We start from the raw sequence: 26,887 nt of genomic DNA on the forward strand, positions 1-26,887 counted from the left end.
GACAAAACTAAGAATGAATTAACATGAAAAATTTTTCTGTTCAGTTTATTCAACCCCTAAAAATATTAAAGGCATTAATTAGTTTTGAACTTCCTACTTATAGGGATAGACGACTATGAAAAAGCCCTCTCAGGATTGAAGGGCTTTTTTACTTTAATAGTCTTGTTCTGAAAATGACAATCCAAAAGATATTGCTGATATTCTACTTCGGCATCCTTACTTAGTTCTGCAAAGCTGCAATCAATTTAAAACAACTGAAAGCTGGGAATAATTTGATATGGTGTTAACTTAAAAAGAAGTTATATTGCTGTCGAATTTATCCTAAATAATCTCTGATGAAAAAAATATTATTACCACTTTTTTTAGTGGGTATTTTTTATTTAAATGCTGCTGCGCAAAGAACCGAAATCCTCTTAGATGAAGGCTGGAAATTCTCAAAAGGAAATTTCCCGAATGCTGCCGAAGTCACTTTTAATGATACCCGCTGGGAAAATGTTTCTGTTCCGCACGATTGGGCCATTAGCGGACCTTTTGATAAGGAAATAGACAAACAGGTAACCGCCATCACTCAGAACGGCGAAAGCAAGGCCACTGAAAAAACGGGCAGAACAGGAGCCTTACCTTATATTGGAGAAGGCTGGTACCGGAAAAAACTGAATCTCCCAGCGCTTAAACCAAACCAGAAAGTGTTGCTTCAGATAGATGGCGCCATGAGCGAACCTCGTGTGTACCTGAACGGGAAACAGGTTGCACAATGGAATTATGGCTACAATTACTTTTATATCGACATTACTAACGACTTAAAAACGACCGGTAATTTATTGGCTATCCATCTTAAAAATATGCCGAAATCTTCTCGTTGGTACCCTGGAGCAGGTTTATACCGGAATGTGCATTTAATCATCAAAGCTGAAAAAAGCATCGAACAATGGGGGATCACAGTAACGACCCCAATAGTAAAGAAAGAATTTGCCAAAGTGAATATCAAAACCAAATTAACAGATAAAGGTGTTCGTTTGGTTACGCAGATTTTAGATAGCTTAGGTAAGCAGGTGGCAATTGATACAGCGAAATCGATCTTTGGAAATGAAACCGATCAAAATATAGAAATCAGCAATCCCAAACTTTGGAGCCCCGAAAGGCCTTATTTATATACTTCGGTATCGAGCGTATATGAGGGTGGGGTATTGAAAGATGTAGTGAAAACAAGATTTGGGATAAGAACGATCAATTTTAGTGCAGGTATAGGATTTAGCCTGAACGGCCAGGTAAGAAAATTTAAAGGCGTTTGCCTGCACCACGATCTTGGCCCGCTTGGGGCTGCTATCAATACAGCGGCTTTAAGAAGACAATTAACGATTTTGAAAGAAATGGGCTGCGATGCCATCAGGAGCTCGCACAACATGCCATCACCCGAACAGTTGGAGTTATGCGATGAAATGGGATTCATGTTTCTTGCCGAAAGTTTCGATGAATGGGCGAAGGCCAAGGTAGAAAATGGTTACCATTTATATTTTAATACCGATGCCGAAAAGGATATTGTAAATCTGGTACAGGCCAATAAAAATCACCCTTGTATTGTGATGTGGAGCTCAGGAAACGAAGTACCCGATCAGTTTGGTGCCGAAGGTGTTAAAAGGGCTAAATGGCTTCAGGAAATTTTCCACCGCGAAGATCCTACACGTCCTGTTACCGTAGGGATGGATCAGGTGAAGGCAACCATGCAATCGGGTTTTGGTGCATTAATGGATATTCCAGGCTTAAATTATCGGGTACATCTTTACGAAGAAGCCAATAAGGTTTTTCCGCAGGGTTTTATCCTTGGGTCTGAAACAGCATCAACGGTAAGCTCCCGGGGGATATATAAATTTCCGGTTGCAAAAGGATTTGATAAACAATATCCTGATTTTCAGTCTTCTTCTTATGATCTTGAATATTGTAGCTGGTCTAATGTACCTGACGATGACTTTGTAATGCAGGACGATAAACCATGGGTAATTGGAGAATTTGTTTGGACAGGTTTCGATTACCTCGGCGAACCAACCCCTTATGATAGCAGCTGGCCATCAAGAAGTTCTTATTTTGGGATTTCTGATCTGGCAGGTTTACCCAAAGACCGTTATTACCTCTACAGAAGCCGTTGGAATAAAGCTGCGCCAACCTTACATTTACTGCCACATTGGAACTGGGAAGGAAGAGAAGGTCAAACTACGCCGGTTTTTGTTTACACCAGTTATGATAGTGCCGAACTTTTCTTGAATGGTAAAAGTTTGGGGGTACGTAAAAAAGATAAATCAACACCACAGAACCGCTACAGGTTGATGTGGATGGATGTAAAATACGAACCAGGAACCTTAAAGGTTGTAGCTTTTGACAGCAATGGAAAACCTGTAGCTGAAGAAAAGGTAACTACAGCGGGTAAACCTTATAAAATTGTGTTAACACCGGATAGAAAAGAGATTACGGCCGACGGAAAAGATCTGTCTTTTGTAACCGTATCGGTAGTTGACCAAAACGGTATACCTTGTCCAACAGCCACCAATGCTTTAAACTTTGAAGTAAAAGGAGCGGGGACATTTAAAGCGGTTTGTAATGGCGATGCTACTTCTTTGGAATCGTTTGTAAAACCAACTATGAAATTATTCAGCGGAAAACTGGTGGTAGTGGTACAATCAAACAAGAAAGGTGGGACGATACAATTAAATGTTAAAGGTAAAGGACTAGAAAATGGAAATATAGAAATCGTTTCGGCTAAGTAATCAGGAGTTAATTGGTGGCGTCATTCCCAGCCGGACTGGGAATCTTAATGCTTTGACAAGGTTGGTGAGTGGCATTAAGATTCCCGCCTGCGCGGGAATGACGAATTAGGAGAATATATTGTCATTCCAACTTGATTGGGGATCTTAATGCTTTGACAAGGTGTTTGGTTGGTAAGTAGTATTAGGTTTCCGTCTGCAGGGGAATGACGATAAAGGGGAGGAGAATTTAGCAATTAATTAAAGATTCTTCATTGCATTTAGCCTCAACAGTAATTACATCTATAATTGTATAGGTCCTGTTACAATTAATCTTATTTGGAATAATTTTTTAAATTAGCATATATTAAAAAACCTGATAAGCTTATGGAAAATCTAAAAGAAGAAACCAAAATCAAAGCTTTCCTCACCAGGATAAAAGCAGAGTGGCCAGGAGTGGTAGAACGCTTTGAGTTTAAAACAGGCAGTGTAATTTATGTTCATTTAAAGGAAGGCATATCGAGCATGGATTTTCTCGGTAAACTTTCCAGACAGGTAGAACGTTTTGTCGATTTCAGTATGCCCATTATCTTGTATCATATTGAGAGTGATGGCATGAACTTAAGGTCGCATCCTATTAATTGGTATTCTTCCATTACACAAGGAAAATCTTTTTAATGCCCGTAAACACTCGTGGTTAATACCTCAGACTGTAAAATGGCAGCCGTAATCTTTACAGTTGTAAATCTTTTTGTGCACAATTAGCAATTTTGTTTGCCAGTAATTTTGGTTTTTGGGTTTTAATCCTATTTTTGGTTTTTAATTTAAAAACATCCAGTATAATGAAAAACGGAACAGTAAAATTTTTTAACTCAGAAAAAGGCTTTGGCTTTATTAAAGAAGAGAGCGGATCTGAGATTTTTGTGCATGCATCAGGCCTGATTGACGAAATCAGAGAGAATGATACAGTTGAATACGAAGTTCAAGAAGGCAAAAAAGGCCTTAATGCAGTGAAAGTAAGAGTTGTTTAATTCTTTCCCCAAAAGATTTTGAGCAGGATTTAGTCCTGCTTTTTTTTGTCCTTATATTTTATTACGCCATCGAAACCGGGTACATCATTTACTGAACAAAAAGGTTGAAAAAATTTCCTGCTCATTTCTAGCTGATTACCGATCTGAGCTGCTTTAGACGTTATCGCTATAGCTGTTTTCTGAATTGGATTTTTATTTTTGCTAATGTCGATCTTGTCGGCCGGAACCAAACAAATTAAATATTTTTGCAACTTTCTATTTTTTCAATTCAGGAACCTGTTATAAACAACAAACCTCTTGATCGGGGTACTTTTATGGCTGCAGCACAGTTTGTAACAGCACTTAACTTTGCGGGCGAATTTGAGCTCTTAAGTTTATCGGCCATGAATACAAAGGTTGGAGCAACTAAAAAGGGCGGACTGGTATTTGTACGGAATGGAAAGTTGAAAATGCATCCCGAAATTTACGATCATTTATCCCTGATATCGATATCTTCCATCTGTGCAGGAAGTGTTTATTTCCATGGCCGTGATAAAATTGCTGCAGAAATTGTAAATCTCCCTTATAAGGATGGCCTTTTAAACTTATCAGGTGCTGAAGAGGATTATATGGCCTTTAAACGTTTATGTAGTCCTGTTTCACGGTTCTTTTTGCTACAAGCCAAAAAAGTACAGTGGTCTGCAATCCTATCTACATTTAGGTTTTTTATGATGGAAGGCATTTGGGATGTGGTTAATTTTGTTGCCCATGCGCTGCATCAGGCTGATGCGGATGTGCTCTCCTGTGCACAACTTTTAGAAAGTATGCAAAAACAAGAATGGTATCCTGGTTTTTGTAAGTCGCTACAAGATTTCCACGCCTCTCGTTATCCTTTAAGTAAAGTAGGTTTAGAATCAGAACTGCCAGAGGTGGCCTAAATCCTAATTATTTCAGGTAATTTTCTAATAAAGCACTTATTTCATCTCCAATAGGTCTATTGCCCATGTTATTGAGTTTTTGTTGCGAAGAATTGTGTTTTTCAATATATGTAGCCTCTGTTTTATTGAATTTAAGATAACCCTGCTCAAAATAACGTTCTTCAATTTCGGTAGAAGAATCCATCGACCTGAACCATAATTTAATCAATGAGCCTGTAATTTTATCAAAGTAAAGCCAGTGGTAGGTCGCTTCTGCATCTGCATTGTCGGGCAGACCAAGACGTTGAATTTCTAGAATAGCAGTATCAGAATTTTGGAAAAAGTATAAAATCTTATATTTAGACGACATGCCGCAAAAATAGGACTTAATTTTTTATCACAAAAAACATTTTGCTGTTTAGATTTAATATTTGTTGATGTAGGCAAAGGTTTTGTTTTGAAAGTCGTATACAGCCTATATGTTAAAAAAGAGATGTCATCCTGAGGGATAATTTATTGTATAAAAATCAATATGAATGAAGCATATCCTTTTTTGCCCAGCGGCTCATTCTTGCCTCGGCTCACCGCCGCCGAAAGGCTCTTTCTTTTTGGCATCAAAAAGACCAGCGTAGCTAGCTTGAATGCCGTTAAAAACATAAAAGCCCATGAAAAAACAAAAAATGCCGGCTTAAAATTTTTCTTTAGAGGTCAGTGGTGTGGCTGGGTCTGCGGAATCCGAAAAATTTGTTAGGCCGGATTAAAGTAGAACGGGGATACGGTGCTGTGGCCTAGCTGGGTGGGAATGTATAGTGTCGCTAATATCTTATTGGTAAGCAATTGCAATAACGCCAATGGTAGCCTGTCGAAGGATAATCATTTTTTGATTTGACAAAAATTGAAGGTCTTTGACAGGCTCAGACTGACACAGCGAAAGATTTGACTAATCCTAAAGCCGGTGGTTTACAACCTACTTTGACGATTTATCCTAACTAATGTTTCTCGCCTTTAATTACCTTAAATAAATGCAAAACCTGAGGAAATAAGGCATCCATACTTTCTTCTACAGCACTTTTTGAGCCAGGGAAGGTAAGTACCAATGTTTCTCCGATAAAACCCGCTACGCCACGCGAAAGCATGGCATAAGGCATGCGCTCCTGTCCGTAGCGTCTCGCAGTTTCCATAATCCCATCGATATTGCGTTCAATTAAAGGAGCAATCGCCTCTGGAGTTACATCGCGGGGGGATAGGCCGGTTCCTCCGGTAAAAATGATTAAATCGTAGCCGCCTTTGCTTAATTCGCTGGCTTTATCCCGAATGATATTGATTTCATCAGGTACGATTTCATACTTCCCGGCACTGATGTCCCATTGGGCTAATCTCGAAATAATCGCTTTACCAGCGCTATCCTGTGCTTTGTTTTCGAAAACAGAGTCTGAACAAACTACAACTGCCGCTTTTAGTTCAGGGAATTTGGCATTTTTTAGATCCGATTTTCCTCCCGATTTTTTTAATAGCCTGATGTTTTCTATTTCAACACCTTTATCAATCGGTTTTAACATATCGTACATGGTTAAAGCCGTAACCGAAGCACCATGCATGGCTTCGACTTCTACACCTGTTTTATAAATGGTATGTACTTCTACTGTAATCATGATGGTTAAACCCACAATTTCGTAGGTAATGGCCGTGTATTCAATTGGAAGCGGGTGACAATCGGGAATTACGTCACTGGTTTTTTTTACGCCGAATAAACCTGCTGCACGGGCAAATTCAAATACATCGCCTTTGGGGATTTTGCGTTGCTCAACAGCATCAATGGTTTCTTGCTTCGATACCCTTACAGTAGCGGTTGCAATGGCAATCCTTAAGGTGTTGGATTTTTTTGTGATATTTACCATATTAGATATTTTCTTTCCACTGGTGGGTTTCGTCTTCGAATATTTCTTTTCCCCAGATCGGTAATTCTGCTTTTAACCGGTCTACAACTTCAGTACAGGCCGCCATTGCCGGTTTACGGTGTGCCGATGAGGTGAAAACAAAAAGGCAGATTTCGCCTGTTTTAACTGTTCCCAAACTATGATAAATATGCATGCAATTGAGTGGGTATTTTTCGAAGATTTCTTCCCTGATCTGGTGCATTTTTTCGAGGGCGAGGTCTTCGTATGCGGTATATGCTATCGCTGCAACAAATTTGCCTTCAATTTCATCTTTTCTCACCTGGCCCATAAAAATACTATGGCCTCCAATAGCTGTTTTGCTATTGTGTTTGGCAATACTGTCGGCTATAAAAGCAGGTTCAATTGGGCCATTTACAAATATGTTTTTTATTTTTTTTTCGCTCATGTTAGGGTTTGAGAAAATGATCTCTCCATTTTACGATACCACCTTTTAAACTGTATATTTTTTTTGCATCGCCATATTTTTCCTGCATGGCCTCTGCTGCGGCTACACTTCTGATGCCGTGCTGGCAAATCAGAACCACATGTTTTTGATAAAATTCTTTACTCATAAAGGCGCCAAATTCTGACATTGGTACCTGCGTAAAGATCTGTTTATCCAGTATGGGTACTTCGTGCCTTTCGCGTACGTCGATTAAAATTGTCGATTCTAACTGCTGAAGTTTAACCAGTTCGCTGGCATCAATTTCTGTATATCCCTGTGGCCCTTCGCTCGTATCCTGATAATCCATATTTAAAAATTCATCAACAGTTTTGGGAAGGGTATAACCGCCTCCGTGACTGATTTTGATGGTATATTGTTCTTGTGTAAGTAAGTTGTAACTTAAAATTTTATTGGTGAGCGGCTGCCCGATTTTGGCAATCAATTTAATGGTTTCTGCGGCTGCCATAGTACCCAATATGCCTGGCAATACACCTAGAACGCCATTTTCGGCACAATTGGCCACTTCTCCTTTATCGGGTGGAATGGGGAAAAGATCTCGGTAATTGGTGCTGGGTGTTAAATGATCGGGGGTGTTAAATACGGCTAACTGGCCCTCAAAACCTGAAACTGCAGCAAATATAAGCGGTTTGTTCAAAAGTGCACAGGCATCGTTAATCAGGTACCTGGATTCAAAATTGTCTGTACCATCCAATATGTAATCGTATCTGGATAGAATATCGAGAATATTATTTTTCTGCAAGCGGATGGGGTGGCGGATAATCCCGATCTGCGTATTCATCTCCTGCAAGCGCTTTGCTGCAACCTCTACTTTCAGTTTCCCGATATCAGCCGTTGTAAAAAGAATCTGTCTATGTAAATTGGATAATGAAATGGTATCGTCATCAACTAGACCAATATGGCCAATGCCGGCAGCAGCGAGGTATTGCAGCGCAGGACAACCCAAGCCACCAGCACCAATTACAAGTACTTTTGCCCTTAAAAGCTGCTGTTGTGCCTCCTCTCCAAATCCTTTAAGGATAATCTGCCTGTTGTATCGTTCTGCACTCATATCGTTTATCCGCCAGAAAAAGGTGGCATTATGGCTATTATAGCATTGTTGGTGATTTCGGTATTTTCCTGAACGATATTTTTGTTCAGGGCAAGTTTATATTTCATGCTTTTTAAAGCAGGAAACTGATTTTCTAGATACTGTTTAAACGTATCGGTATCAGCAATGCCATCAATCTCAATATTTTGATTGTTAATAAACTCGGAAATCTTGCCAAAACTGATCAATTCGATTTTCATCTGTATATTTTTGTTTTTATCGGTGATGAAGCTATCATGAGCATATTTTTCACAAGTTTTCTATTTGATTTTTGTGTTCAAGCGCTCGCAGGCTCGGTTTATTATCGTTGTGAGTGTTTGCTCATGATGGTTTCATGCTGCTAATTTACCTGTAAGATGCTGATTTTACTCAATCCTTTTATAAATCTTCTTCCTGTTGCGAAATCGCTTGGTGTAATAATGGCGATATTTCCCTTTTCAGCCTTGGCAGGATTGATATCGTAACCGGTTAAAACCAGCACTTGATTTCCCGTAGGCGAATTAAAGATTTCATTCCACGAGTACACCACCTTATAATTATCGGTTGCAGTAAAAACCAGGTAATATTCACTTAATTTTTTTGGAACGCTGGCATCTATTTCTACCTTGGCCAAAATATCTTTCAAAAGCACACCTTTAATGTTTTTAATGCTGCTTTTACGCTGCATCAAGTGGTTAAAAATTGTCATACTATCCAAACTAACGGATTTATAAGCACTTAAATTGTCTAAAGTAACTGTTAATGGAGCCTTAACCTTTCCTTCGACTACAAATTGCTTGCTCTCCTGTGCATTTACAGCAAAACTTAAAAATAACAAGCCGATGATAAGGTATTTCATATTATGCATGTGTAAATAGTAATTTATAAGCGGCCAGCGCCAATACACAGGCCAGAACATTCTTTAAAACGGTTTGCGGGAATTTTAAAGCGCCAAAATAAGCGCCACAAATGCCACCCACGAAAGCTACGCAAACATAAGCGAGCATATGGCTGTTAAATTCGAAGCCTTTAATGAGTTGGCCGCCTAAACCAGCAACCGAATTAACAAAGATGAATGCTGCGCTGATGGCCGCAGTCTGTTTTTGATCTGTCCACTTTAAAAGCAATAGGATAGGAGAAAGGATAATGCCTCCACCAATACCGATCATGCCCGAAAGTAAGCCGATAATACCGCCAATGGCAAGCGATAGCGGAATGTTCGATGGTTTGAAATCTTTTGGATCGGTATTTTTAAAGAAGAAAAAACGGATGACCGGGAGGAGTAACAGCACACCCAAAATCTTTTTATAAATAGAACTTTCGATTACTATCATCCCCCCCACAAAAGAGAGCGGAATAGAGGCAAGCGCAAAAGGCCAAAAGGTTTTCCACTTAAAATGACCGCCACGGTAAAATTGGATAAATGAAGTGGAGGAAACAAAAAGATTGAGCAATAGTGCTGTAGGTTTCATAATGGCCGGTGAAACGGCAAAAATGGCCATTAATGCGAGGTAACCGCTTGCGCCACCATGCCCAACAGAGGCGTATAAAAAGGCTACAATAAAAAGCAAACAGTAAAAGAGGATAAAACTTTCTTGCATGGTTTAGTTTGGTAAAATCATTACGGTTAGGATGTCGCCTTTTTTTAATTGTTCTTGTGTTTCATTAAGGCAGATCAGGCAGTTGGCCTGCGCAAATGAGCTTAATCGATACGATTCCTGCGCACTGAGCGGGGTAACCAGCCCATTTTCATATTTGCCCTTCAGGAAATGTGTAAGCCCTGCAGCTTTGGAATAGGAATGGGTAAGTTTTGCCTGAACTTCAAGTACACTATTGCTTTTATGCGATAAGGATTTGATGGATGGCAATACGTAATTATAGTAGCAGCTGAGTACAGATGATGGGTTACCCGGAAGTCCGAATATTAATTTTTGATCTTTTGTGCCAAAAAACAAAGGTTTGCCAGGTTTCTGCTTTACCTTATGAAAAATCTGTTTGATGCCACAATGTGCAGCGGCTTCGATAACAAAATCATAATCACCCACACTTACACCTCCGGTTAGCAGCACAACATCGCTGTTTTCTATTGCATTTTGCAATACGTTTTTAAGGATTTCCAGATCATCATCAGCTTCGTAAACGGCAATTTGCTCAATGCCTTCATGTTTTAAAGCTGCAGAAAGCGAATAGGAATTCGATTCGTACACCTGTCCAAATTCGAGTGTTTTTCCTGGTTGTTGTAATTCTTTCCCTGTTACAATAATCGAAATCTTTGGCATGGGATAAACGCTAACTTTGTTAATACCAATCCCGGCCAGAAAGCCAATAGCGGCAGGACTGAGCAGGCTCTCTTTTTCCATTGCCAATGCTCCGGCCATAATTTCTGAACCTTTATCCCGTACGTTTAAGCCAAGCTTTAAATTTGGATCCTGTAAGGTGATTTTTCCTTCTCTGCGTGTGATTTTTTCTTGCATTACCACAGTATCAGCTCCTCCTGGTAAAGGGGCACCTGTAAATATCCTGCTGGTTTCGCCGTTTTGGATGCTCATGGTGGTTGCCGTTCCTGCGGCCATTTCGCCAATTAAGGAGAGTTCTTGTTCGTGATCTTCGAATTTGATGGCATAACCATCCATCGATGACTGGCTAAATGCAGGAATATCGTATTTAGCATAAACATCCGCTGCAAGAATGTGTCCTGATGCCTTTGCCAAATCGATTGAAATGGGATTGAGTGTTATGATGTGTTTAGAAATGAGGTCTTTTGCTTCTTTAACGCTAATCATGAAAATTTTATCCTCCAATGGTAATCATACTTCTGTTTTGAATGGTAGTAGCGTCAATTTTTTCGAAATCGCTTACCAACTGTCCACCTAATGCTTTCTTTTTGCTCCAAATGGCCGATTGGATTAGTGGAAGCACATCTTCGTTTTTCCGCAATGCCGTAAGCAGATCGGTTTCACTATCCGAAAAAAGGCAGTTTTTGAGTTTGCCATCTGCAGTTAAGCGCATGCGGTTACAGGTATCGCAAAAAGGATTGGTCATGGTGCTGATAATGGCAAACGAGCCTTCGTGACCGGGGATCATGAAACTTTTAGCCGTATCATGCGGTTCTCCTTTAACAGGTAATACGGTGAAATCTTTTTCAACCACGGATAGGATTTCATCTAAAGAAAACATCTTATTGCTCGTCCATTTGTTACCGCTAAAGGGCATGAACTCAATAAATCGGATCTGGATGGGATTGTGTTTAGTCCAGCTGATGAAATCATTGATTTCGTTATCATTAAGCCCTTTCATCACCACCATATTTACTTTTACCTTGATTTTATGCTGCAAAAGCAGTTCGATATTACTGCGTACCTGATGGAAAACATCCCTTCGGGTAATCATAAAGAACTTCTCAGGCTGTAATGTATCCAGACTAATATTAATGGTTTTAATACCTGCTTCTTTTAATACAGGCAACATTTCGGCAATGCGGGTTCCGTTTGTCGTAATCACGAGCTCAACCGGAAGTTTGCCTAATGCAGCAATAATTTGGGCTGCATCTTTTCGCACCAAGGGTTCACCACCTGTAAGCCTGATTTTTTTTACGCCATTGGCCACAAAAATTTCTGCCAGCTTAATAATTTCGTCGGTTTGCATAAGCCGGGAGGCAGGGGTGAAGTCGTATTCTTCCTCTGGCATGCAATAAAAGCAGCGAAAATTGCAGTTATCGGTAAGCGATATCCGCAGGTAATCGTGTATTCTTCCAAAAGAATCTGCTATCATTGCTGGCTAATTAAATTGTTATAATCTGTTTCTGTATCAATATCAATTTCTCCATGTTCAAAAACAACTGTTTCTACATCCTGAGGATATTGTTTGAGTATCTTTTTTGCTCCTTCTGCTCCTGTGAGCGATAAAAGTGCTTCAAAATAATCTTTTTTGAAGAGGACAGGAGTTCCTATCGTTTCGGAATAGGTGCTGGCAATTATATTTTTACCTGTTTCTTTCTGCTTTTCGATTAAGTTATTAAAGTTACTCATTTTTATAAAAGCCTGGTCGGCTACAGCAATAATGATACTTTCAATTTCGCTATTATTTCTGATTATAGCTGAAAGCCCGGCTACAATGCTCGATGCCATTCCATTTTCCCAACTTTCATTGATAACGAAATTAACCTGATCATGCTGATGCTGGCTGGCTATTTCTTTAGCGTTTGCACCTAAAACAGTGATAACGGGTCTGCAACTTGTTTCTAAAGCTTCATTTATTATGGTTTGCAAGAGCGTTTTCCCTTTGTAATCCAAAAGCTGTTTTGGTCTTCCCAAACGTGAAGAACTACCTGCTGCCAATATGATAATGCCCGTTTTCAATGCTTAATTGTTTTTTAATTCGTAAACATGGATCGGTTTTTTCTTCTCTTTTAAAAACATGGCCGAAGCACCTGTAAAAACAGATTTAATCTCGGCTAGGATGGAAATGGCGATTTCTTCTGCAGTTTCTGCGCCAATATCCAATCCAACCGGACCATGCACACGTGTTTGGTTTGCTGGCGTTGCCAAATCCAGTTCATCTAACATCCTAACTAGTTTTTTCTTTGGTCCAAGTGTGCCGATATAGGGAGCATTTGTGCCCAATAGATACTTAAGTAGTTCGAGGTCGTAATTGTAATTATGGGTCATCAATACAAAAGCCGTTTGTTCATCTATCTGAATTTGAGCTAACACATTTTCGGGTTTGCTTACCAAAACCTTGGTTGCATTTGCAAAACGTTGTGGCGTAGCATGTGTAGGTCTTCCATCTATCACAGTTACTTCCCAGCCTAAAAGGTAAGCCATTTCGGCTAAAGGCTGTGCATCATTGCCTGCGCCTGCTATAATCAATGAAATTGGGGGTTGGATAAACTCGAGAAAGGCATCAATCTGTTGGTTGTTAAAATTATAAGCTTTAATTGCCGTGGTCTTATATTCAGAAACTTCAAGGATATCTTTAATTGTCTCATTGAAGATCGCTTCGGGGATTTTAGATAGAATAGGTTCATTTCTAAAAAGCATACTTGTACCCAACTGCAGCTTATCTGTTAGGGAAAAAAGTATTGCTAAAACTGCATTTTCCCTTTTGCTTTGCAATGCGGTTAAAATGGCAATGGGATTTAGCTCATCTGCTTCTATAATGGGTTCGAACAAAATATGTACGATGCCATTGCAGCCCAGTTGAACGCCAAATTTGGCATCATCTTCATCTGTGGTGTCGTAAGTAATTAATTTGTTTTCTTGCTGTACAATTGCTGAAAGTGCTTTTCGCAACGCATCGCCTTCTAAACAACCGCCACTAATGGCGCCTGTTAACTGGCCATCTTCAGTAATCAACATTCTTGCACCAGGTCTGCGGTAAGAAGAACCCTCTACCTTAACTACCGTAGCAAGGGCTGTTTTTTTCTTTTCCTTCGTTGCTTTTTGATATGCCTTTATGATATCGGTAATTTCTTTCATTAGGGATTGATGCAATAAATAGATGATGCAATTTAATGATAATCTATTACAAATAGCCAAAGCAAAGGGAAGATATACCTTTTAAAGAAGTATTACGAATAAAAAGCCTGGATTTTTTGATTCTAATTTGGGCAGTCATTTGTGCAGTCAGATGTTACCATCTGACTGATAAAGTAAATTCCAATGTGGAATTGCAATAGCAACTCCAATGCTTATTATCTTTGAGAAAGAGATTCAGTGTCAGATAGTAATATCTGACACCACTAGAATGTGATATCCAGGCTTAAAAAGGCTCGGAATGAAAAATTTCGAGGTTAATACAGCGCAAACCAATACTGTTAAAGAGTTCGGTGATTTCTTTTGTCCAATCTCTTGGCGAATCTACCCTGAGGATTTTATCAGAATCCCATAAATCGATATTCCATTTAATTTCTTTGAACTGGCTGTTCAGCAATGGGCTGATTACGTTTAACTCGTTATCCGTGGATACATTTGTTTTGAAAACGGCTATCATATAGAAAAGTTTTTAGGTTTGTTGGAACTGTAGACGTACAACTTTAGAAATTACTTTAAATCGGAGTGTTTTTTTTTGACGGGGTTTTAAATTTGAAATTGAGAACCAGTCCTACGCTTTATGCGTATGTGTAAATATCACTAAAACAAAAAACGAAATGTTGAATACAACCATCGCTGCCTTGCTGGGAGGCCCTGAAATGATCATTGTTGGAGTTGCGCTATTATTACTGTTCGGCGGAAAAAAAATCCCTGAGTTAATGAAAGGATTAGGAAAAGGCATAAAAGAATTTAAGGCCGGGCAAGAAGAGGAAAAACCTAAAGTATCAAAAGAAGCATAGCTAAGCAGATCATATTTCTGATTTTGCCGGTATTTGGCTTTAGTTTAACCCATTTGTAAGGATTGTTCTTGCCATACGACTAATGTAATATGAAAAAGTTAAAATTATTGATGATACCGCTCATGGCGCTTGCATTGAATGCCTGTAGCCAGGGCAAGCCAATGGGCGCAAAAATGGAAAATAAGACCAGTTTATATCCGGAAGCAAAGCCGGCAGCAGACTGGAAAAAAGTACTTTCTGTAGATGCCTACGAAATTATGGTAAACGGTGGAACGGAAACGCCATATAAAAACCCTTATTGGAACAACCATCAAAAAGGGATTTATGTAAGTGCCGCTACAGGCAAACCTTTATTTTCGTCGGATACAAAATTTGATTCGGGAACAGGATGGCCGAGTTTTTTTAATCCGATAGATCCGAAAACGATTAAAATTGTAACCGATAAATCAGATGGTATGGTGAGGGATGAAGTTGTTGAAGCCAGCACAGGTTTACATTTGGGGCATGTATTTGATGATGGACCTGAACCAACAGGTAAAAGATATTGCATGAATTCTTATGCGTTGAAGTTTATTCCTACGAAATAAGCTGCAATAGGAGTATATCTAGTCATCCTGATGAACAACTAAAAACCGTCAAAATTTAAAGTGAAGATCAGTTTATAAACCTGAATAGTAATCGTAACCCTGTTCTGCCCAGTAATCTCTGGGTCTCTTATCGCTAAAAGACATGGTTCCGATTCTTTTCAGGTTTTTAATGCCATACTTAACGGGCACAATCAGCCTTAAGGGCGCCCCATGCTCAATGCTGATCGGTTTACCATTCATTTCATAAGCCAGTAGTGTTTGTGGATGCAGGATACTTTCTCTTTCCAGGCCTACATAATACGCTCCATTGGGCGTTTCTAAGCCCAAATATTGTTTTTTAGCTTCTTCCTCGAGCTTAAAATATGATAAAAAGTCGCTTAGTTTTACGCCTGCCCAGTGTTGGATTTCGTCCCAACCCTCTACACATTTAAAATCGTAAACAATTTCTGTTTTAGGTAATGCTTTTAGTGCTTCTATGCTGATATGTTGATCTTTTAGGTTTTTAAGTTTTACGACGAGTTTCCAGCGGCTAACATCAAAATCTTCATCATCTTCAATACCAATCAGGCTGTTTACCCTCGGCGTTTTTGCAGCTTCCATTATCGGATAAGTTTTAACCAAATGTTTATTGCTGAAGAGGTTGCGGAAAAAGAGTTCTGTTTTATTCAGCGCTCTGCGTAAAGGAGCACGGGTACCCCCAGTAATGCCCGGTGTTTCTTCGGGAGCATTTAAAAGCCAATTCCAGCCCGCGGCAGCACTACCTCCAAGTGCCACGAATGCCCCAAACGAAATAAAGGTTCGTCTCTTGATTTTCTGCTCAACCGTTAATGGAGCCTTAATCTTCTTTTTATGGTTTGTTTTCATCTTTATCTTCGGGTTTTTGAGGTATTAGGGGCTCGGGGTTAAACTTGACTTGTTCTTCTACCACTTCAAATCCGGCCACTACAGCCCTGAAATTATTCCATCCGGCAATCACTACCTGAATAATGTGGATCAAAAAGAATAAGACATATCCAATGGTTAAAGCAAAGTGGAGAATCCTGGCGAAATGATAACCGCCACATAGCCAACAGAGCCAGTAAAATTGTACAGGTTTATAAATGGCCAGGCCTGTTGCTACAGAACCAATACCCATAAATATAATCGCGGTATAGACTATGCGCTGTGCAGCATTGTATTTCTTTTGCGGTGGGATAGTTTTACGGATATGAAAGTCGTGCAGTAGCACCAGCCAGGCTTCTTTAAAAGAGTGTTTGTTGGGTAATAGCTCGCGCCAGGCTCCAGAGAAAACAGTGTAAAGAATGTAGAGCAAGCCGTTAATGAAAAAGAACCACATAAAAAGAAAGTGAAATGCCATTCCTTCGGCTAGTCGGCCTGAAATGTGGAAATAATCGTAAAACCATTCAGGGAAAAATTTAATGAAGCTGAAGCCAAATATTGAAATGCCATATGCATCATTGGCCCAATAAATAAAAAGCCCACTCCAAATCATCACGGCCAAAACCGGGAAATTAACCCAATGTGTCCATCGCATTAAGAGCGAATGTTTTTCTTTAATTACTTTCATGCTGAGGCTGTTTATGATATAAACGCAGACGATTATCGCTCGGATTTACGACTTAATTCAAAGCTAACAGGTTTCTTAAACTTGTTGCCGCGGTTATCTTACCCGTTTTATTGTTTTGTAAAAAGGCAATCAGCGCTGTCGGCCGCTTTCCGTTCACTGTCTCCATTTGTACATTTACAGTTCCATTGGTTTTTCCTCCCAGTGCAAAAGTTTCGAACTGAGTTATGATCTGCACATGGCTTAAAGTCTTGCCTTTATTTTCGCCTTTTAAAACCTGATTACTTGCTTTTGCAATTACGAAAGCCACAGCTAGTGAATAACCGTCGGTTGGCAGATCTGAGTTATAATTTAGCATGAGGTTACCATTGTCTGTTTTGCTGGTTGAAATAGCTAAATTTCCGGTGGATGGTTTGGCAAGTGCCGTTTTAATGCTATTACGAAGAATGTTTTCTTCCGAACCTATAAATTCTTTACTTCCATTTACCACAACCTGCGGTGTGTAAACGGTTTTAAGGTTAAGCCAATCGGCATATTGGTTTTGTCGGGAAGAAAATTTTGAATTGCTAAAGCTATCTTTCCAGCCCAGCCTGTTCCAATAATCTACGTGAAAGGCCAATAAGTATACAGGCTTGTTTTGAGTTTCTTTTTCGATCTCAGCCAATAATGCATCGGCAGGAGGACAGCTCGAACAGCCTTCTGAAGTAAAAAGTTCTACAACTGCAAAACCTGTTTTGGCTTGAGGTTTTGGTGTGGTTTTATTACCTGCAATAAAAGCAACACTGAGGAGGCTTATCACCAAAAGAGGTAATGCTATTTTTGTGATCATGGTCATCAATTTTAGGCTTAGTCGTTTTCGATGCACAACCCTTACAAAAAAAAATAAAAAAATATGTAAGGAAGTTTCTTTTCTCGCGACTAAGCATTTAAGCACTATATTTATATAAGATACGTAAAAAATGCAAAACGAAACGGACAAAGGCCTTACAACCAAAAGTCTTCACTCAGATCCAATTAGCTGGGTAGAAAAATATGCCGATTACCTTTATGGATTTGCGATGTCGAGATTAAGAGATGAAGATGTGGCCAAAGATCTGGTGCAGGATACCTTTTTGGCAGGATTGCAGCATTTAAACCGTTTTGAGGGTAATAGTGAGGAAAAAACATGGTTAACAGCCATCCTTAAAAACAAGATTGCCGATTTTTACCGAAAACGATCTGCCATTAATTTAAAGGCAGTAGGTATAGAAGATGAACGACAGGATTTTTTTGATGCAGAAACAGGGCATTGGACTGAAAAAGACTACCCGAGAGCATTTGGTTTGGAGGTAGACAATCCTTTGATGATGAAAGAGCTGGGGAGCATATTAAATGAATGTTTGGCTAAACTTCCCGGATTATGGTTTTCGGTATTCTCGATGAAACATATGGACGATCTGGCTTCGGAACTGATCTGTACCGAACTTAAACTCACAGCGGCAAATTTCTGGGTAATTATGCACCGCACAAAACTTAACCTGAGGGCCTGCCTTCAAAAAAACTGGAACTGATATGACGAGCGCGCTAAAAAATATAATCTATAACTGTAGGCAAGCAACTTTTTTGATCGAAAAAAGAATTGCTGGAAAAATTACAGCTGCCGAAACGTTACAATTGCATGTACATTTGGCAGGCTGTTCGGTATGCAAAATTTATCAACAGCAGAGTATATTAATTAACAAGGTATTTGTAGGGTTTGGAAATGCTGATTTTAAACTTGATGAGGCCTTTAAAAAAACATTAACAGAAAAGATTGAAAAAGAAATCAATAAAAATTGATTTTTCTTGTAAGGTTATGGTTATTACTTCGACTAAGGGATAAACAAAACGCATAAAAAACATGAAAAATCAAATTTTAAGATCAGCAGGAAAATTGTTTATGGCCACTTTAGTTGTGGCTAGCCTTTCGTTACCAAGTTTTGCTTCGGTTAACAGTCCATTACAAGAAAAGATGTCTAAAATGAAACAAGACAAAATGGAGAAGAAAAAAATGGACAAAATGGAGAAAAACAAGATGGATAAAATGAAAACCGATTCGATGAAAAAAGCCAAAATGGAAAAATCTAAAATGGCTAAAGAAAAAATGTCGAAAAGTAAAATGTAAAAAAAATAGGCAGGGAACTCGCTTTTCCTGCCTTTTGTTAAATAAATATAAAATGAAAAGAATTATACTATTTGTTGGCTTAATTGCTACATTATCCTTTCAGGTAAAGGCACAAAAAGGTTTAAAAGAAGGTGATAAAGCACCTATGTTTAGCGGAATGGATCAAAACGGTAAAACCGTGAGTTTGAAAAGTGCGCTTAAAGCCCACCGTTCTGTAGTGTTGTTTTTTTATCGCGGCCAATGGTGTCCTTATTGTAATAAACACATTAAAGAGCTGCAAGATTCTTTAAGTTTATTAAGTGGAAAAGATGCTTATGTAATCGGTGTTACGCCTGAAACCAAAGAAAATATCGATAAAACCATCAAAAAAACCAGTGCTGGTTTTTCTATCCTTCAGGATAAAGATGATGAGATTATGAAAGCCTACAACGTTAACTTTATGATGGACGAAGCTACTTTTACGAAATACAAGGGTTATGGTATAAATTTAGAAGACAACAATGGCAATACCCGACATACCTTACCGGTTCCTGCTACCTATATCATCGATCGTTCAGGGAAAATTAAATATGTTCATTTCGATCCCAACTATCAAAAAAGAGCTTCTGTAAAACTTTTACTTTCGAAACTTTAGGTAAAGTATAGTATAATTTTTTTATTGTTGCGAGGTGACATTTTAAATAAAATTTAGATGATCGATCGGTCATGTCCATTTTGCTTGGAAATGGAAGGGCAGTAACGCTTAGCGCGCTGCAGTCCTGCTTTTGGTACAAGTCCCGATGAAGAATCGGGAGCTTTCCCCGACAATCAGGTTTATAGACAGTGTTTTGCGCCTTGCAACCCCAAAAATGAAATACAATTTTAGCGATTAAGCCGCGGGTGAAGCATTACCCCGATATCGTTAAGTTAACAGTTTTAACCACAGATTAGCACAGCTAAACACAGATTTTCATATCTGTGTGCATCTTTTCTATCTGTGGCTAAATTATTTTTGCTTGTGCCGAATGGCATAACTTAATGACAATTGAGCGTTACCTTGCAGGTTGAGGTACGAAAACTGAAGCGTAAATTTTATCTGTTATTTTCTTATCTTCAGATTTTGAAGCTTATGGTAAGAGATGAAATGATTTTGTATAAAAAGGCTTGGGACCCTGGCAGTTGTTCATTTATGGCCAGCATGTTTTTGTTTACATTTATCATTATAGCCCTTGTTTCCTTTTTTTCGGAAGAAAAAGAGGCCTTATCTATCTCCCTTTATGTTTCTGCGGTACTCACTTTTATATTAGTAACTGTAAGAGTAGTGGGTTATTGGGCAAAGCGTGAAGAAAACACAGTGCTATTAACGGTATGTGAAGAAGGAATTCATTACCATGAACATACCACTCTTATCCAATGGAAAGTTATAGCCGATATACAGATTGTTAACCGTGAACTTTCGGTTTCTGTTGGTGCCACACCTGCATTGGATTTTACATTAAATTTATTAGACACCGACCTACAGGAAACGTTCGACGATTTCTGCCAGTTGCTTAACCGGTATTATTATCCCAAAACCGTTTATATCTATGAATCTTCAGTTTCTTGTGGCTGCTAAATAATTCATGATGAAACCTGAATATATAACGATATTACCTGATGAAAGAGGTGTAAATTACGCAGACGATCCTTTATGGCAACGGATTTATAACTATTCGCCGGATAATGAAGATTTTGCAATCCCTTTTTCACGGAAATTAGCAGTTACCGAGGGCTGGACAAGACGGTTTACTTTGCTGGCGATAGCAGAGTATAAGCGTTTTGTGTATCTCTGCTGCATATCGCAGAACGGGGCATCGCCTTCTATTGTGGTTGATAAGGTATGGCATATGCACCTGTTGTATACGGTAGAGTACTGGGAAAAATTCTGCCCGTTGGTTTTGGGCCGGAATTTACATCATTATCCCAATGTGGGGGGGATTGTGGAATACAATAAACATCAGGATTGGTATTTGGAAACATTAAAACTTTATCTGTTTATTTTCAAAGAAAACCCTCCTCCTGATTTTTGGAGAATACCCAAGGAGATTTTACCACATTTATTAGATAAGAAAGATGCCACCTCTTCACAAAACAGTAAGAAATCGTTTTACAATAGAATTATAGGCATCATAATACGTAGATTTTAGTTTCTCAGTAATTTTAGGATTATAACAGATAAGATCGACAAAAATCTGTGTAAACTGTCCGTTGAGCCATTTTTACCGCATAAACTAAAAAGAAGTACCCATCTATGTCTAACATGGTTCAATTAAAATGATCCTTCGTCGAATTACTCTTACTTCCGCGTAAAATCATCCATTAACTTCATTGTAATCAATGCATCTTCGCCACTGCATGGGTTTTCTCTTTTGCCTAAAAAGTAATCAACTACTTTTTCAATCATAGGTTGTTGCACATGTTGCAAAGGTTTAAATATAAATTCTTCCGTTTGATCAGTTGTAACCGTGACTTTATTGCCAAACATTGGGAAACTGATGTTACCTTTTGAACCATAAATTACGCAAACATCGGCCTGATCTTGTGCGGCAACAGAGAAACACCAGGTGCCGCTGAAAACAACTCCTTTTTCGAAATGGATATTTCCCGCAACCAGATCATCAACCCCAGTGTTTTCCTGTTGTCTGATGGCAAGGCCCATGGCATTTTTTACAGCACCGAAATAATAAGTCATGAGATCTAATTGATGTGGCGCCAGGTCATGAAATAAACCACCACCAGAAATGGCTGGATTGATCCGCCAATTATCGGCTGTTTTGGCAATTAGTGCGGGGTTAGGCGGCTGGAGCATTTTTAACCTAACTAAACGAACGTCGCCAATGGTATGTGCTGCCAATAGTTCTTTAACTTTTAAAAACATGGGTTGTGCACGGCGATAATGAGCCACGCAAAGCTTTATCTTTAGCTGATTAGCAGCATCAGTCATGCGTTGAGCAGCATTAGCATCTAAAGTCATAGGTTTTTCTACATATACCGGCTTGCCGGCTTTTAAAGCCTCGATGGTATAAGCTTCGTGCTGTAGGGGTGGAGTAGCAATGTAAATGGCATTAACCTCCGGATCGTTAATCAGTTGAGTGGCATTGTCATACCATTTCGGAACATGGTGTCTTTTTGCATAATCTGCTGCTTTGGCACTATCACGGCGCATTACGGCCACCAATTTAGAATTGGCTACCTTATTAAAAGCTGGCCCGCTTTTTACTTCGGTCACATCTCCACAGCCAATAATGCCCCATCTGATTTCTTCCATTGTATAATTGATTTGATAGGTTGAATTTAGAAAATATTGCCTGGAAAACATGCTCAATCGATAGAAAGCTTTGTAAAAAAGAAAAGGGATTCACTTTGGGAGTGATCCCTAATCAACTAACCAAACAAACTATTCCGGAAACCACGCCGGAATCAATTTATAAACGAAAGAATTAGGAGATTGTTTTAACGGTTTTGTCTATTTAGTGTATTTTTTTAAAAAGAAAAATAAAACCTTTATCCGGAATATAGCCTTCCTTTTTTTAGCTTTGTATTATGCAAAATCTTTCCAAGAAACTTCAGATTGATCTTATAGAACTTAAGGCAAAATATGCCTTTATTATGGATGAACTGGAAGTAACATTTGCAGATGCTTACCTGTCGAAGTTGCAAGCTAAACAACGCCTGGCCGAGCAGATGATGATAGAAATGGAAAGGATATTGGCTGGCGAAGCTGGAACGCATGAAAACTAACTTACCAAGATAAAGAGATAGTTTTTGATATTAATCTTAAGGATTTAACCGATATGAAATTATACTCTTTTTTAATCCTAAGTATTTGCCTTTTGGGCGCTTGTTCACGTAAGATCAACAGACAAGTTGAATCAAACAGTAACGTACTGCGCATCATGTCTTATAACCTTCACCATTGTAACCCGCCATCAAAAGAGAAAGAAGGCCTTATTGATGTGGATGCCATTGCCAAAGCGATAGCACAACAAAAGCCTGATCTTGTGGCTTTACAAGAAGTAGACGTGAATACCAAAAGATCGGGCACTGTTAACCAGGCCGCTTTGCTGGCCACCAAATTAAAGATGAATTTTTATTTTGGTAAAGCGATAGACCATGATGGGGGTGACTACGGCGTAGCTATTTTATCACGTTTTCCTTTATCTGCACAGCAGACTTTTATGTTGCCTAAAAATAATGATGCCAAAGCAGAACAAAGGGTTTTGGCCATTGCAACTGCCAAAATTGCCAAAGGAGTTTTTATCCGTTTTGCTTCTACCCATCTTGATGCACAACGCCCGGAAGATAACCGTATACTTCAAGCTAAGGAGATTAATCGGTTAACAGCAAAAGAAACCCTGCCGTTAATTGTTGCAGGTGATTTAAACGCCGATCCAAGTTCAGAAAGCATTAAAATATTCGATTCTAATTTCACCAGAACATGTAGCAATTGTGGTTTTACCATTCCTGTGATCAACCCGCGGAAAACAATTGATCATATTGGTTTTAAAACAGGAAATCCTTTTAAAATTGTTTCGCACGAGGTTATTTCTGAGCGTTATGCTTCTGATCATTTGCCTATCGTTGCAGTGCTCGAATTGAAAAAATAGCGAAACCATATGATTTACACTACCTCTTTTTTAAAGCAGGGGGTATGCTAAAAGTGGGTTTTTTGTCGGCATCTTTAAAGTCTACTTCCATGAAGTAGCGCTTTTGTTTAATGATGTAATTTTCGATAAACCACAAAATATCTGGCAGGTTTTCGACCATTGGCGAGCCTGCTATTTCGTGTCCCATACCTTGTACATACTGAAAATAATATGGATAACCATTTTTTTTGAAGGTGCGTGCCAGGTATTTAGAGCCAAAAAAGCCCCTATTAAATAATCTCACTTTGTTAAAGGGTACAAGATTATCGGCTGTGCCATGAAAAAGCATTGTAGGTGCTGGTGGCGTAGCATATTTTGGCGCACCATGATAACTTAATATTGCTCCGGCAAAAGAAATTACACCTTTGTATTGAAAATGCTGTGGGAGTTTAGCCGATAACGCTGTCGCATTCCGCTTGTTATAGTCGGCGTGCAGTGCCGTAATAGCGCCCGCACTTGATCCCGATAGGATGATCATAGCCGTATCGATACCGAGTTCTTTTGCATTTTTAAGCAGATACGCTGTTGCTTCGAAAACATCAGTCGTAGCGGTATCAATAGCAGCTTTTAAATTTGAAGTATTAAAGGGACTGGGAAATTTCTTTCCTTTAAGGCCTAATCTATAATCAACAGACACCACTTTAAAACCATGCCCTATTAAAGTGTTAAAGTATTGATCAAATAACTTACTGTCTCTGTGGCCCATTACAAAGCCACCACCAAATACAAAAAGTACCGTTGGCTTCGTTTCTGTTATTTTGCCACTGTAATAAATATCTAACTTTAGTGCGCCTGAATCTGTTTGCGAAAATATTTTAGTATCTACACGATATTTTTTATCCTTGAGTACAATCTGCCCAATTGAAGATAGAGAACTGAATAAAAGCGTGAGGAACAGTAAACTTAGCGGATATACTTTGTTATTGGGCATCATCTATTTTTTAGGAAGAGGTTCGCTACTAGCCAAATTTGATCGGCTTTGATTTTTAAGCTAATTTATTGCATTTTCAGCTTAAGTGCAATTAAATGCGCTACATAATACGGTTGGATTGATCGTATTGAAGAAGCTTTTGTTAACATTTCTTAATAAGTTAATATGAAAGCGCTGATAAGTTAAAATGCTTTGTTTTGCTTTGTGGCAAAAGAAATAATAATTGATTATGCAAAACAATCAGGTAACAGTTAGCCCGGATCTCCAGCAGTTTATTGATAAGTTTGAACCCAGTAAATTTAAACTCATGTCTGGAGGAATCGAAATCAGGGGAATAAACGATATGCAAAGAAATATTGCCCAAGCCAGAGCAATCATCGAAAGATTAAAACTTCGCCTAATTGTTTCGCATAATGCAGAAATGCTTAGCTATCGCGGTTTTGAAGTAAATAACCTATAAGCCAAAAACCGATTTTCCGGTTTATAATCAACCTGCCACCAGGTTCATTGTTAAAATGCTATTTCCGTTATACTTAAAACATTTTTTTGACTGGAAATATTAATCAAAAATACAATGTCTGTAACGATAAATAAAAAGAGGACCACCTATAGGCCCTCTTTTTATGAAATCGTTAATTGTATAATCCCAGTTCTGCCAGTGATGCAAACTGTAAACCATCTTGTGCAGAGTTCATAATTATCTTAAGATATCTTAAGGTTTTGGTGCTGCCAAACGCAAAATATTGTACTCCGGCCGCATTTTGAGCTACATAATTGTTTACCGATGTGAAATTTATATTATCGGTACTTGTTAAAACCTGAAAGTTTTTAATCGCACGGCTCAATCCGCTTCTTTGCACTAAACTTAAGCCGTTTGCCGATTTCGAAGCTCCTAAATCAATCACTATCTGGTGCGGATAACTTGTTGCAGAAGTAGTCCAGCGTGAGTGCCAGAACGTACTGTGGCTACCATCAATTAATGTAGCAGCCCTACCATTGATAGCGCCCTCGCCGCTGGTTTCTTCGGAGCTGAAAGAATTAATGCTCCAGCCAGTTTTACTTAATTCTGTTAAAGGTGCAACATTGTCTTGCAAGGTAGAGGGATCAGTGCTTGGCGCAGGTAAACCCAAAGCAGCTATATCTGCATATATTTGAGTTGTAGCTGCTGAAGTAGATAAATTTAATCCCCATTTTTGGAAGAAACCAGTTAAGTTTTTGCCCGATATACTACATGCCTTCAGCATGAAATAACGCATCCTGGCATCATCATTAGCTAAGGTTGGATTTTCAACACGCATATCCTTGGCCAGGGTTCTATAAAAATTATCACCATAGGCTAAGGTTAATTGTTGAAACATACAGAGTCTGATAAACAGATCGGTTAAAGGATTGGTATAGCTTGCTGATCCGTTATAATCTTTTGTACCGGCAGGTTTTCCTAAATAGGTAAAAGCTTTTGGCCACACGCCATCGTTTACCAACCTGTTGATAGACGGGGTAAGGGTACGTTGCACATATAAACTGTAAAGATTTACCGAAACCTCACCTAAAGCTCCCCAACGCCACATCATTTGGTGCTGGTGGCCCAGTTCGTGCCATAATCCCCAACCATTGGTGCCTACTGCGCTTAAAGTTAAAATGGCATTAACATCTGAGGTGATATAAGCTGTACGATAATCATAAGCGAAAAAATAATAGGCCGGATCCTCATGCTGCGTTAAAAGATAGGTATGCACATTTTTCGCATGTGCGGGCAAAGAGTTGTCTAAGCCGTTCAAATCATCCTCTAGCGCAATAACCTGCGTAATTTTGTTCAATATAGCACCCTGGTCTTCTGCTTGGTATTGTATTGCTTTAGTTCTTGATACCACGATAAAGCAATTTGAGCCCTCTAAAACAACATCAGGAGTAGTGTAAGTTTGTAATTGATTAATCCAGTCTGAATTGGTGGTTACGCCGAGTTTGTAATATGGAGCGTATTGGTAACCGCTATTAAAAGTTACTTTAGCGGTAGAGCCAGTTGTAGAATTGGTGTACCTGATCCACAATAAGCCCCCAACAGCGTTGGTAATGGTATTCGTACCCGCTGTTAACTGCACGGATGTGGGCTGGGTGTTCCAGGTGCCATATCGAGAATAGGTGCCAATTAATAATTTTGGCAAGCTGGTGCCTGCGGTTTGTTCTACGGTGATATCTAAAGTAGCACCTGGGGCCATGTATAAACCGGTTGCAGTAAAATCGGTTAAATAGTATCCATTTTTTAGGCGGTCTCTTTCGATTGATGCGCTAATTTTTTCGGTGACATTAAAAACATTGGTTTGAGTGAGGGATTGCACACTGAAGCTGCCCATAGTTTTTTTGCTGTTTACAACTTCTTCTTGTAATACAGCCGCTTTTTTACAGGCTGAAAGGCCTACAATCGCTGATACGGTTAAGAGTAATAGTTTCTTTTTCATTTTTTAGGTTTTTGTTAATATTTGGTTATAGGTAGCCATATTCCAATAAATGGATTATGGTAATAATTACATTTGTAATG

General features: G+C 39.0%; 34 protein-coding genes. 16 read left to right on the plus strand and 18 right to left on the minus strand.

Annotation, left to right across the window (positions count from 1 at the left end; genetic code table 11):
* The first annotated feature begins 335 nt into the window (after positions 1-335).
* The 4 genes from LQ227_RS22930 (at position 336) to LQ227_RS22945 (ending at position 4,683) form a co-directional block, all read left to right on the plus strand.
* The gene (locus LQ227_RS22930; RefSeq protein ID WP_230145216.1) at positions 336-2,759 is read left to right on the plus strand and encodes a DUF4982 domain-containing protein; all 2,424 of its coding nucleotides are present in this window, start codon (positions 336-338) and stop codon (positions 2,757-2,759) included.
* Between the two features lie 363 nt (positions 2,760-3,122).
* A complete protein-coding gene (locus tag LQ227_RS22935; RefSeq protein ID WP_057933358.1) occupies positions 3,123-3,413 on the plus strand; it encodes a hypothetical protein in 291 nt (96 codons plus the stop codon).
* Positions 3,414-3,577: 164 nt separating this feature from the next.
* Positions 3,578-3,766 carry a cold-shock protein gene (locus tag LQ227_RS22940; protein WP_025142821.1) on the plus strand — a complete coding sequence of 63 codons (189 nt, stop codon included), beginning with the start codon at positions 3,578-3,580 and terminating at the stop codon, positions 3,764-3,766.
* A gap of 245 nt (positions 3,767-4,011) precedes the next feature.
* Positions 4,012-4,683: a hypothetical protein gene (locus tag LQ227_RS22945; RefSeq protein ID WP_230145217.1), complete on the plus strand. Its 672-nt coding sequence runs from the start codon at positions 4,012-4,014 to the stop codon at positions 4,681-4,683.
* A 7-nt stretch (positions 4,684-4,690) separates the two neighbouring features.
* On the opposite strand, the gene LQ227_RS22950 is transcribed toward LQ227_RS22945, so the two are convergent.
* On the minus strand, positions 4,691-5,032 hold the full coding sequence (locus LQ227_RS22950) for a hypothetical protein (RefSeq protein ID WP_230145218.1): 342 nt from the start codon (positions 5,030-5,032) through the stop codon (positions 4,691-4,693).
* 162 nt (positions 5,033-5,194) lie between these two features.
* On the opposite strand from LQ227_RS22950, the gene LQ227_RS22955 reads away from it, so the two are divergent.
* Positions 5,195-5,413, plus strand: a complete 219-nt coding sequence (locus LQ227_RS22955) for a hypothetical protein (RefSeq protein ID WP_230145219.1) — start codon at positions 5,195-5,197, stop codon at positions 5,411-5,413.
* A gap of 238 nt (positions 5,414-5,651) precedes the next feature.
* On the opposite strand, the gene moaCB is transcribed toward LQ227_RS22955, so the two are convergent.
* The 11 genes from moaCB to LQ227_RS23010 all read right to left on the minus strand — a co-directional run bounded on the left by moaCB (position 5,652) and on the right by LQ227_RS23010 (position 14,122).
* Positions 5,652-6,560 (minus strand): bifunctional molybdenum cofactor biosynthesis protein MoaC/MoaB, encoded by a 909-nt coding sequence (gene moaCB / locus LQ227_RS22960; RefSeq protein ID WP_230151276.1) that lies wholly within the window; start codon positions 6,558-6,560, stop codon positions 5,652-5,654.
* A 1-nt stretch (position 6,561) separates the two neighbouring features.
* Positions 6,562-7,005, minus strand: a complete 444-nt coding sequence (locus LQ227_RS22965) for a molybdenum cofactor biosynthesis protein MoaE (RefSeq protein WP_230145221.1) — start codon at positions 7,003-7,005, stop codon at positions 6,562-6,564.
* Position 7,006: 1 nt separating this feature from the next.
* Positions 7,007-8,113 carry a HesA/MoeB/ThiF family protein gene (locus LQ227_RS22970; protein WP_230151278.1) on the minus strand — a complete coding sequence of 369 codons (1,107 nt, stop codon included), beginning with the start codon at positions 8,111-8,113 and terminating at the stop codon, positions 7,007-7,009.
* A 5-nt stretch (positions 8,114-8,118) separates the two neighbouring features.
* Entirely contained in the window at positions 8,119-8,352 is a 234-nt protein-coding gene (locus LQ227_RS22975) for a MoaD/ThiS family protein (protein WP_230151281.1), read from the minus strand.
* 140 nt (positions 8,353-8,492) lie between these two features.
* Positions 8,493-8,990, minus strand: a complete 498-nt coding sequence (locus LQ227_RS22980; RefSeq protein WP_230145224.1) for a molybdopterin-binding protein — start codon at positions 8,988-8,990, stop codon at positions 8,493-8,495.
* 1 nt (position 8,991) lies between these two features.
* Entirely contained in the window at positions 8,992-9,732 is a 741-nt protein-coding gene (locus tag LQ227_RS22985) for a sulfite exporter TauE/SafE family protein (RefSeq protein WP_230145225.1), read from the minus strand.
* A 3-nt stretch (positions 9,733-9,735) separates the two neighbouring features.
* Positions 9,736-10,914 (minus strand): gephyrin-like molybdotransferase Glp, encoded by a 1,179-nt coding sequence (gene glp / locus LQ227_RS22990; RefSeq protein ID WP_230145226.1) that lies wholly within the window; start codon positions 10,912-10,914, stop codon positions 9,736-9,738.
* Between the two features lie 7 nt (positions 10,915-10,921).
* The gene (gene moaA / locus LQ227_RS22995; protein ID WP_230145227.1) at positions 10,922-11,902 is read right to left on the minus strand and encodes a GTP 3',8-cyclase MoaA; all 981 of its coding nucleotides are present in this window, start codon (positions 11,900-11,902) and stop codon (positions 10,922-10,924) included.
* The gene (locus LQ227_RS23000) at positions 11,899-12,489 is read right to left on the minus strand and encodes an NTP transferase domain-containing protein (protein ID WP_230145228.1); all 591 of its coding nucleotides are present in this window, start codon (positions 12,487-12,489) and stop codon (positions 11,899-11,901) included. Before LQ227_RS23000 ends, moaA begins: the two co-directional genes overlap by 4 nt.
* Positions 12,490-12,492: 3 nt before the next feature.
* A complete protein-coding gene (locus LQ227_RS23005) occupies positions 12,493-13,608 on the minus strand; it encodes an XdhC family protein (RefSeq protein ID WP_230145229.1) in 1,116 nt (371 codons plus the stop codon).
* Between the two features lie 283 nt (positions 13,609-13,891).
* Positions 13,892-14,122, minus strand: a complete 231-nt coding sequence (locus LQ227_RS23010) for a hypothetical protein (protein ID WP_036669980.1) — start codon at positions 14,120-14,122, stop codon at positions 13,892-13,894.
* Between the two features lie 157 nt (positions 14,123-14,279).
* Here LQ227_RS23010 and LQ227_RS23015 point away from each other — a divergent pair, with 157 nt between their 5' ends.
* Both LQ227_RS23015 and msrB read left to right on the plus strand, forming a co-directional pair.
* Positions 14,280-14,462 (plus strand): twin-arginine translocase TatA/TatE family subunit, encoded by a 183-nt coding sequence (locus LQ227_RS23015; RefSeq protein ID WP_230145230.1) that lies wholly within the window; start codon positions 14,280-14,282, stop codon positions 14,460-14,462.
* Between the two features lie 89 nt (positions 14,463-14,551).
* Positions 14,552-15,049, plus strand: a complete 498-nt coding sequence (gene msrB, locus LQ227_RS23020) for a peptide-methionine (R)-S-oxide reductase MsrB (protein ID WP_230145231.1) — start codon at positions 14,552-14,554, stop codon at positions 15,047-15,049.
* Between the two features lie 72 nt (positions 15,050-15,121).
* On the opposite strand, the gene LQ227_RS23025 is transcribed toward msrB, so the two are convergent.
* From LQ227_RS23025 to LQ227_RS23035, 3 genes are read right to left on the minus strand one after another with little or no spacing between them, the layout of a single operon-like run.
* On the minus strand, positions 15,122-15,913 hold the full coding sequence (locus LQ227_RS23025) for a molybdopterin-dependent oxidoreductase (protein ID WP_230145232.1): 792 nt from the start codon (positions 15,911-15,913) through the stop codon (positions 15,122-15,124).
* Positions 15,897-16,616: a cytochrome b/b6 domain-containing protein gene (locus tag LQ227_RS23030; protein WP_230145233.1), complete on the minus strand. Its 720-nt coding sequence runs from the start codon at positions 16,614-16,616 to the stop codon at positions 15,897-15,899. Before LQ227_RS23030 ends, LQ227_RS23025 begins: the two co-directional genes overlap by 17 nt.
* 52 nt (positions 16,617-16,668) lie before the next feature.
* On the minus strand, positions 16,669-17,442 hold the full coding sequence (locus LQ227_RS23035) for a thioredoxin family protein (RefSeq protein ID WP_230151283.1): 774 nt from the start codon (positions 17,440-17,442) through the stop codon (positions 16,669-16,671).
* Between the two features lie 130 nt (positions 17,443-17,572).
* On the opposite strand from LQ227_RS23035, the gene LQ227_RS23040 reads away from it, so the two are divergent.
* From LQ227_RS23040 to LQ227_RS23065, 6 genes are all read left to right on the plus strand, one after another.
* On the plus strand, positions 17,573-18,163 hold the full coding sequence (locus LQ227_RS23040; RefSeq protein ID WP_230151285.1) for a sigma-70 family RNA polymerase sigma factor: 591 nt from the start codon (positions 17,573-17,575) through the stop codon (positions 18,161-18,163).
* A 1-nt stretch (position 18,164) separates the two neighbouring features.
* Positions 18,165-18,431, plus strand: coding sequence for a zf-HC2 domain-containing protein (locus LQ227_RS23045; protein WP_230145236.1), 267 nt, complete (start codon positions 18,165-18,167; stop codon positions 18,429-18,431).
* 61 nt (positions 18,432-18,492) lie between these two features.
* Positions 18,493-18,756: a hypothetical protein gene (locus LQ227_RS23050; protein ID WP_230145237.1), complete on the plus strand. Its 264-nt coding sequence runs from the start codon at positions 18,493-18,495 to the stop codon at positions 18,754-18,756.
* A gap of 52 nt (positions 18,757-18,808) precedes the next feature.
* Positions 18,809-19,390: a peroxiredoxin family protein gene (locus LQ227_RS23055; RefSeq protein ID WP_230145238.1), complete on the plus strand. Its 582-nt coding sequence runs from the start codon at positions 18,809-18,811 to the stop codon at positions 19,388-19,390.
* Between the two features lie 465 nt (positions 19,391-19,855).
* Positions 19,856-20,350, plus strand: coding sequence for a hypothetical protein (locus LQ227_RS23060; protein ID WP_230151287.1), 495 nt, complete (start codon positions 19,856-19,858; stop codon positions 20,348-20,350).
* 10 nt (positions 20,351-20,360) lie between these two features.
* The gene (locus LQ227_RS23065) at positions 20,361-20,921 is read left to right on the plus strand and encodes a hypothetical protein (RefSeq protein ID WP_230145240.1); all 561 of its coding nucleotides are present in this window, start codon (positions 20,361-20,363) and stop codon (positions 20,919-20,921) included.
* 149 nt (positions 20,922-21,070) lie between these two features.
* Here the strand turns inward: LQ227_RS23065 and LQ227_RS23070 are convergent, their stop codons facing one another.
* Positions 21,071-22,042, minus strand: a complete 972-nt coding sequence (locus LQ227_RS23070) for a Gfo/Idh/MocA family protein (protein WP_230145241.1) — start codon at positions 22,040-22,042, stop codon at positions 21,071-21,073.
* A 275-nt stretch (positions 22,043-22,317) separates the two neighbouring features.
* Between LQ227_RS23070 and LQ227_RS23075 the strand changes: the two genes are divergently transcribed.
* Positions 22,318-22,515 carry a hypothetical protein gene (locus LQ227_RS23075; RefSeq protein WP_230145242.1) on the plus strand — a complete coding sequence of 66 codons (198 nt, stop codon included), beginning with the start codon at positions 22,318-22,320 and terminating at the stop codon, positions 22,513-22,515.
* A gap of 53 nt (positions 22,516-22,568) precedes the next feature.
* On the plus strand, positions 22,569-23,381 hold the full coding sequence (locus LQ227_RS23080; RefSeq protein ID WP_230145243.1) for an endonuclease/exonuclease/phosphatase family protein: 813 nt from the start codon (positions 22,569-22,571) through the stop codon (positions 23,379-23,381).
* Between the two features lie 19 nt (positions 23,382-23,400).
* Here LQ227_RS23080 and LQ227_RS23085 read toward each other — a convergent pair whose 3' ends face one another.
* Positions 23,401-24,351, minus strand: coding sequence for an alpha/beta hydrolase (locus tag LQ227_RS23085; RefSeq protein WP_230146686.1), 951 nt, complete (start codon positions 24,349-24,351; stop codon positions 23,401-23,403).
* A 229-nt stretch (positions 24,352-24,580) separates the two neighbouring features.
* On the opposite strand from LQ227_RS23085, the gene LQ227_RS23090 reads away from it, so the two are divergent.
* The gene (locus LQ227_RS23090; protein ID WP_029278309.1) at positions 24,581-24,811 is read left to right on the plus strand and encodes a hypothetical protein; all 231 of its coding nucleotides are present in this window, start codon (positions 24,581-24,583) and stop codon (positions 24,809-24,811) included.
* Between the two features lie 172 nt (positions 24,812-24,983).
* On the opposite strand, the gene LQ227_RS23095 is transcribed toward LQ227_RS23090, so the two are convergent.
* On the minus strand, positions 24,984-26,807 hold the full coding sequence (locus LQ227_RS23095; protein ID WP_230145245.1) for a M60 family metallopeptidase: 1,824 nt from the start codon (positions 26,805-26,807) through the stop codon (positions 24,984-24,986).
* Between the last annotated feature and the right edge of the window lie 80 nt (positions 26,808-26,887).

Source organism: Pedobacter sp. Bi27 (assembly GCF_918698255.1).
In the GTDB taxonomy this organism is placed as follows: Bacteria; Bacteroidota; Bacteroidia; order Sphingobacteriales; family Sphingobacteriaceae; genus Pedobacter.

Excerpts from the sequence above, each read along its gene's own strand:
- LQ227_RS22930 (WP_230145216.1), top strand. The coding sequence starts at position 336 with ATGAAAAAAATATTATTACCACTTTTTTTAGTGGGTATTTTTTATTTA.
- LQ227_RS22935 (WP_057933358.1), top strand. The coding sequence starts at position 3,123 with ATGGAAAATCTAAAAGAAGAAACCAAAATCAAAGCTTTCCTCACCAGG.
- LQ227_RS22940 (WP_025142821.1), top strand. The coding sequence starts at position 3,578 with ATGAAAAACGGAACAGTAAAATTTTTTAACTCAGAAAAAGGCTTTGGC.
- LQ227_RS22950 (WP_230145218.1), bottom strand. The coding sequence starts at position 5,032 with ATGTCGTCTAAATATAAGATTTTATACTTTTTCCAAAATTCTGATACT.
- LQ227_RS22955 (WP_230145219.1), top strand. The coding sequence starts at position 5,195 with ATGAATGAAGCATATCCTTTTTTGCCCAGCGGCTCATTCTTGCCTCGG.
- moaCB (WP_230151276.1), bottom strand. The coding sequence starts at position 6,560 with ATGGTAAATATCACAAAAAAATCCAACACCTTAAGGATTGCCATTGCA.
- LQ227_RS22965 (WP_230145221.1), bottom strand. The coding sequence starts at position 7,005 with ATGAGCGAAAAAAAAATAAAAAACATATTTGTAAATGGCCCAATTGAA.
- LQ227_RS22970 (WP_230151278.1), bottom strand. The coding sequence starts at position 8,113 with ATGAGTGCAGAACGATACAACAGGCAGATTATCCTTAAAGGATTTGGA.
- LQ227_RS22975 (WP_230151281.1), bottom strand. The coding sequence starts at position 8,352 with ATGAAAATCGAATTGATCAGTTTTGGCAAGATTTCCGAGTTTATTAAC.
- LQ227_RS22980 (WP_230145224.1), bottom strand. The coding sequence starts at position 8,990 with ATGAAATACCTTATCATCGGCTTGTTATTTTTAAGTTTTGCTGTAAAT.
- LQ227_RS22985 (WP_230145225.1), bottom strand. The coding sequence starts at position 9,732 with ATGCAAGAAAGTTTTATCCTCTTTTACTGTTTGCTTTTTATTGTAGCC.
- glp (WP_230145226.1), bottom strand. The coding sequence starts at position 10,914 with ATGATTAGCGTTAAAGAAGCAAAAGACCTCATTTCTAAACACATCATA.
- moaA (WP_230145227.1), bottom strand. The coding sequence starts at position 11,902 with ATGATAGCAGATTCTTTTGGAAGAATACACGATTACCTGCGGATATCG.
- LQ227_RS23005 (WP_230145229.1), bottom strand. The coding sequence starts at position 13,608 with ATGAAAGAAATTACCGATATCATAAAGGCATATCAAAAAGCAACGAAG.
- LQ227_RS23010 (WP_036669980.1), bottom strand. The coding sequence starts at position 14,122 with ATGATAGCCGTTTTCAAAACAAATGTATCCACGGATAACGAGTTAAAC.
- LQ227_RS23015 (WP_230145230.1), top strand. The coding sequence starts at position 14,280 with ATGTTGAATACAACCATCGCTGCCTTGCTGGGAGGCCCTGAAATGATC.
- msrB (WP_230145231.1), top strand. The coding sequence starts at position 14,552 with ATGAAAAAGTTAAAATTATTGATGATACCGCTCATGGCGCTTGCATTG.
- LQ227_RS23025 (WP_230145232.1), bottom strand. The coding sequence starts at position 15,913 with ATGAAAACAAACCATAAAAAGAAGATTAAGGCTCCATTAACGGTTGAG.
- LQ227_RS23030 (WP_230145233.1), bottom strand. The coding sequence starts at position 16,616 with ATGAAAGTAATTAAAGAAAAACATTCGCTCTTAATGCGATGGACACAT.
- LQ227_RS23035 (WP_230151283.1), bottom strand. The coding sequence starts at position 17,442 with ATGATCACAAAAATAGCATTACCTCTTTTGGTGATAAGCCTCCTCAGT.
- LQ227_RS23040 (WP_230151285.1), top strand. The coding sequence starts at position 17,573 with ATGCAAAACGAAACGGACAAAGGCCTTACAACCAAAAGTCTTCACTCA.
- LQ227_RS23045 (WP_230145236.1), top strand. The coding sequence starts at position 18,165 with ATGACGAGCGCGCTAAAAAATATAATCTATAACTGTAGGCAAGCAACT.
- LQ227_RS23050 (WP_230145237.1), top strand. The coding sequence starts at position 18,493 with ATGAAAAATCAAATTTTAAGATCAGCAGGAAAATTGTTTATGGCCACT.
- LQ227_RS23055 (WP_230145238.1), top strand. The coding sequence starts at position 18,809 with ATGAAAAGAATTATACTATTTGTTGGCTTAATTGCTACATTATCCTTT.
- LQ227_RS23065 (WP_230145240.1), top strand. The coding sequence starts at position 20,361 with ATGAAACCTGAATATATAACGATATTACCTGATGAAAGAGGTGTAAAT.
- LQ227_RS23070 (WP_230145241.1), bottom strand. The coding sequence starts at position 22,042 with ATGGAAGAAATCAGATGGGGCATTATTGGCTGTGGAGATGTGACCGAA.
- LQ227_RS23075 (WP_230145242.1), top strand. The coding sequence starts at position 22,318 with ATGCAAAATCTTTCCAAGAAACTTCAGATTGATCTTATAGAACTTAAG.
- LQ227_RS23080 (WP_230145243.1), top strand. The coding sequence starts at position 22,569 with ATGAAATTATACTCTTTTTTAATCCTAAGTATTTGCCTTTTGGGCGCT.
- LQ227_RS23085 (WP_230146686.1), bottom strand. The coding sequence starts at position 24,351 with ATGCCCAATAACAAAGTATATCCGCTAAGTTTACTGTTCCTCACGCTT.
- LQ227_RS23090 (WP_029278309.1), top strand. The coding sequence starts at position 24,581 with ATGCAAAACAATCAGGTAACAGTTAGCCCGGATCTCCAGCAGTTTATT.
- LQ227_RS23095 (WP_230145245.1), bottom strand. The coding sequence starts at position 26,807 with ATGAAAAAGAAACTATTACTCTTAACCGTATCAGCGATTGTAGGCCTT.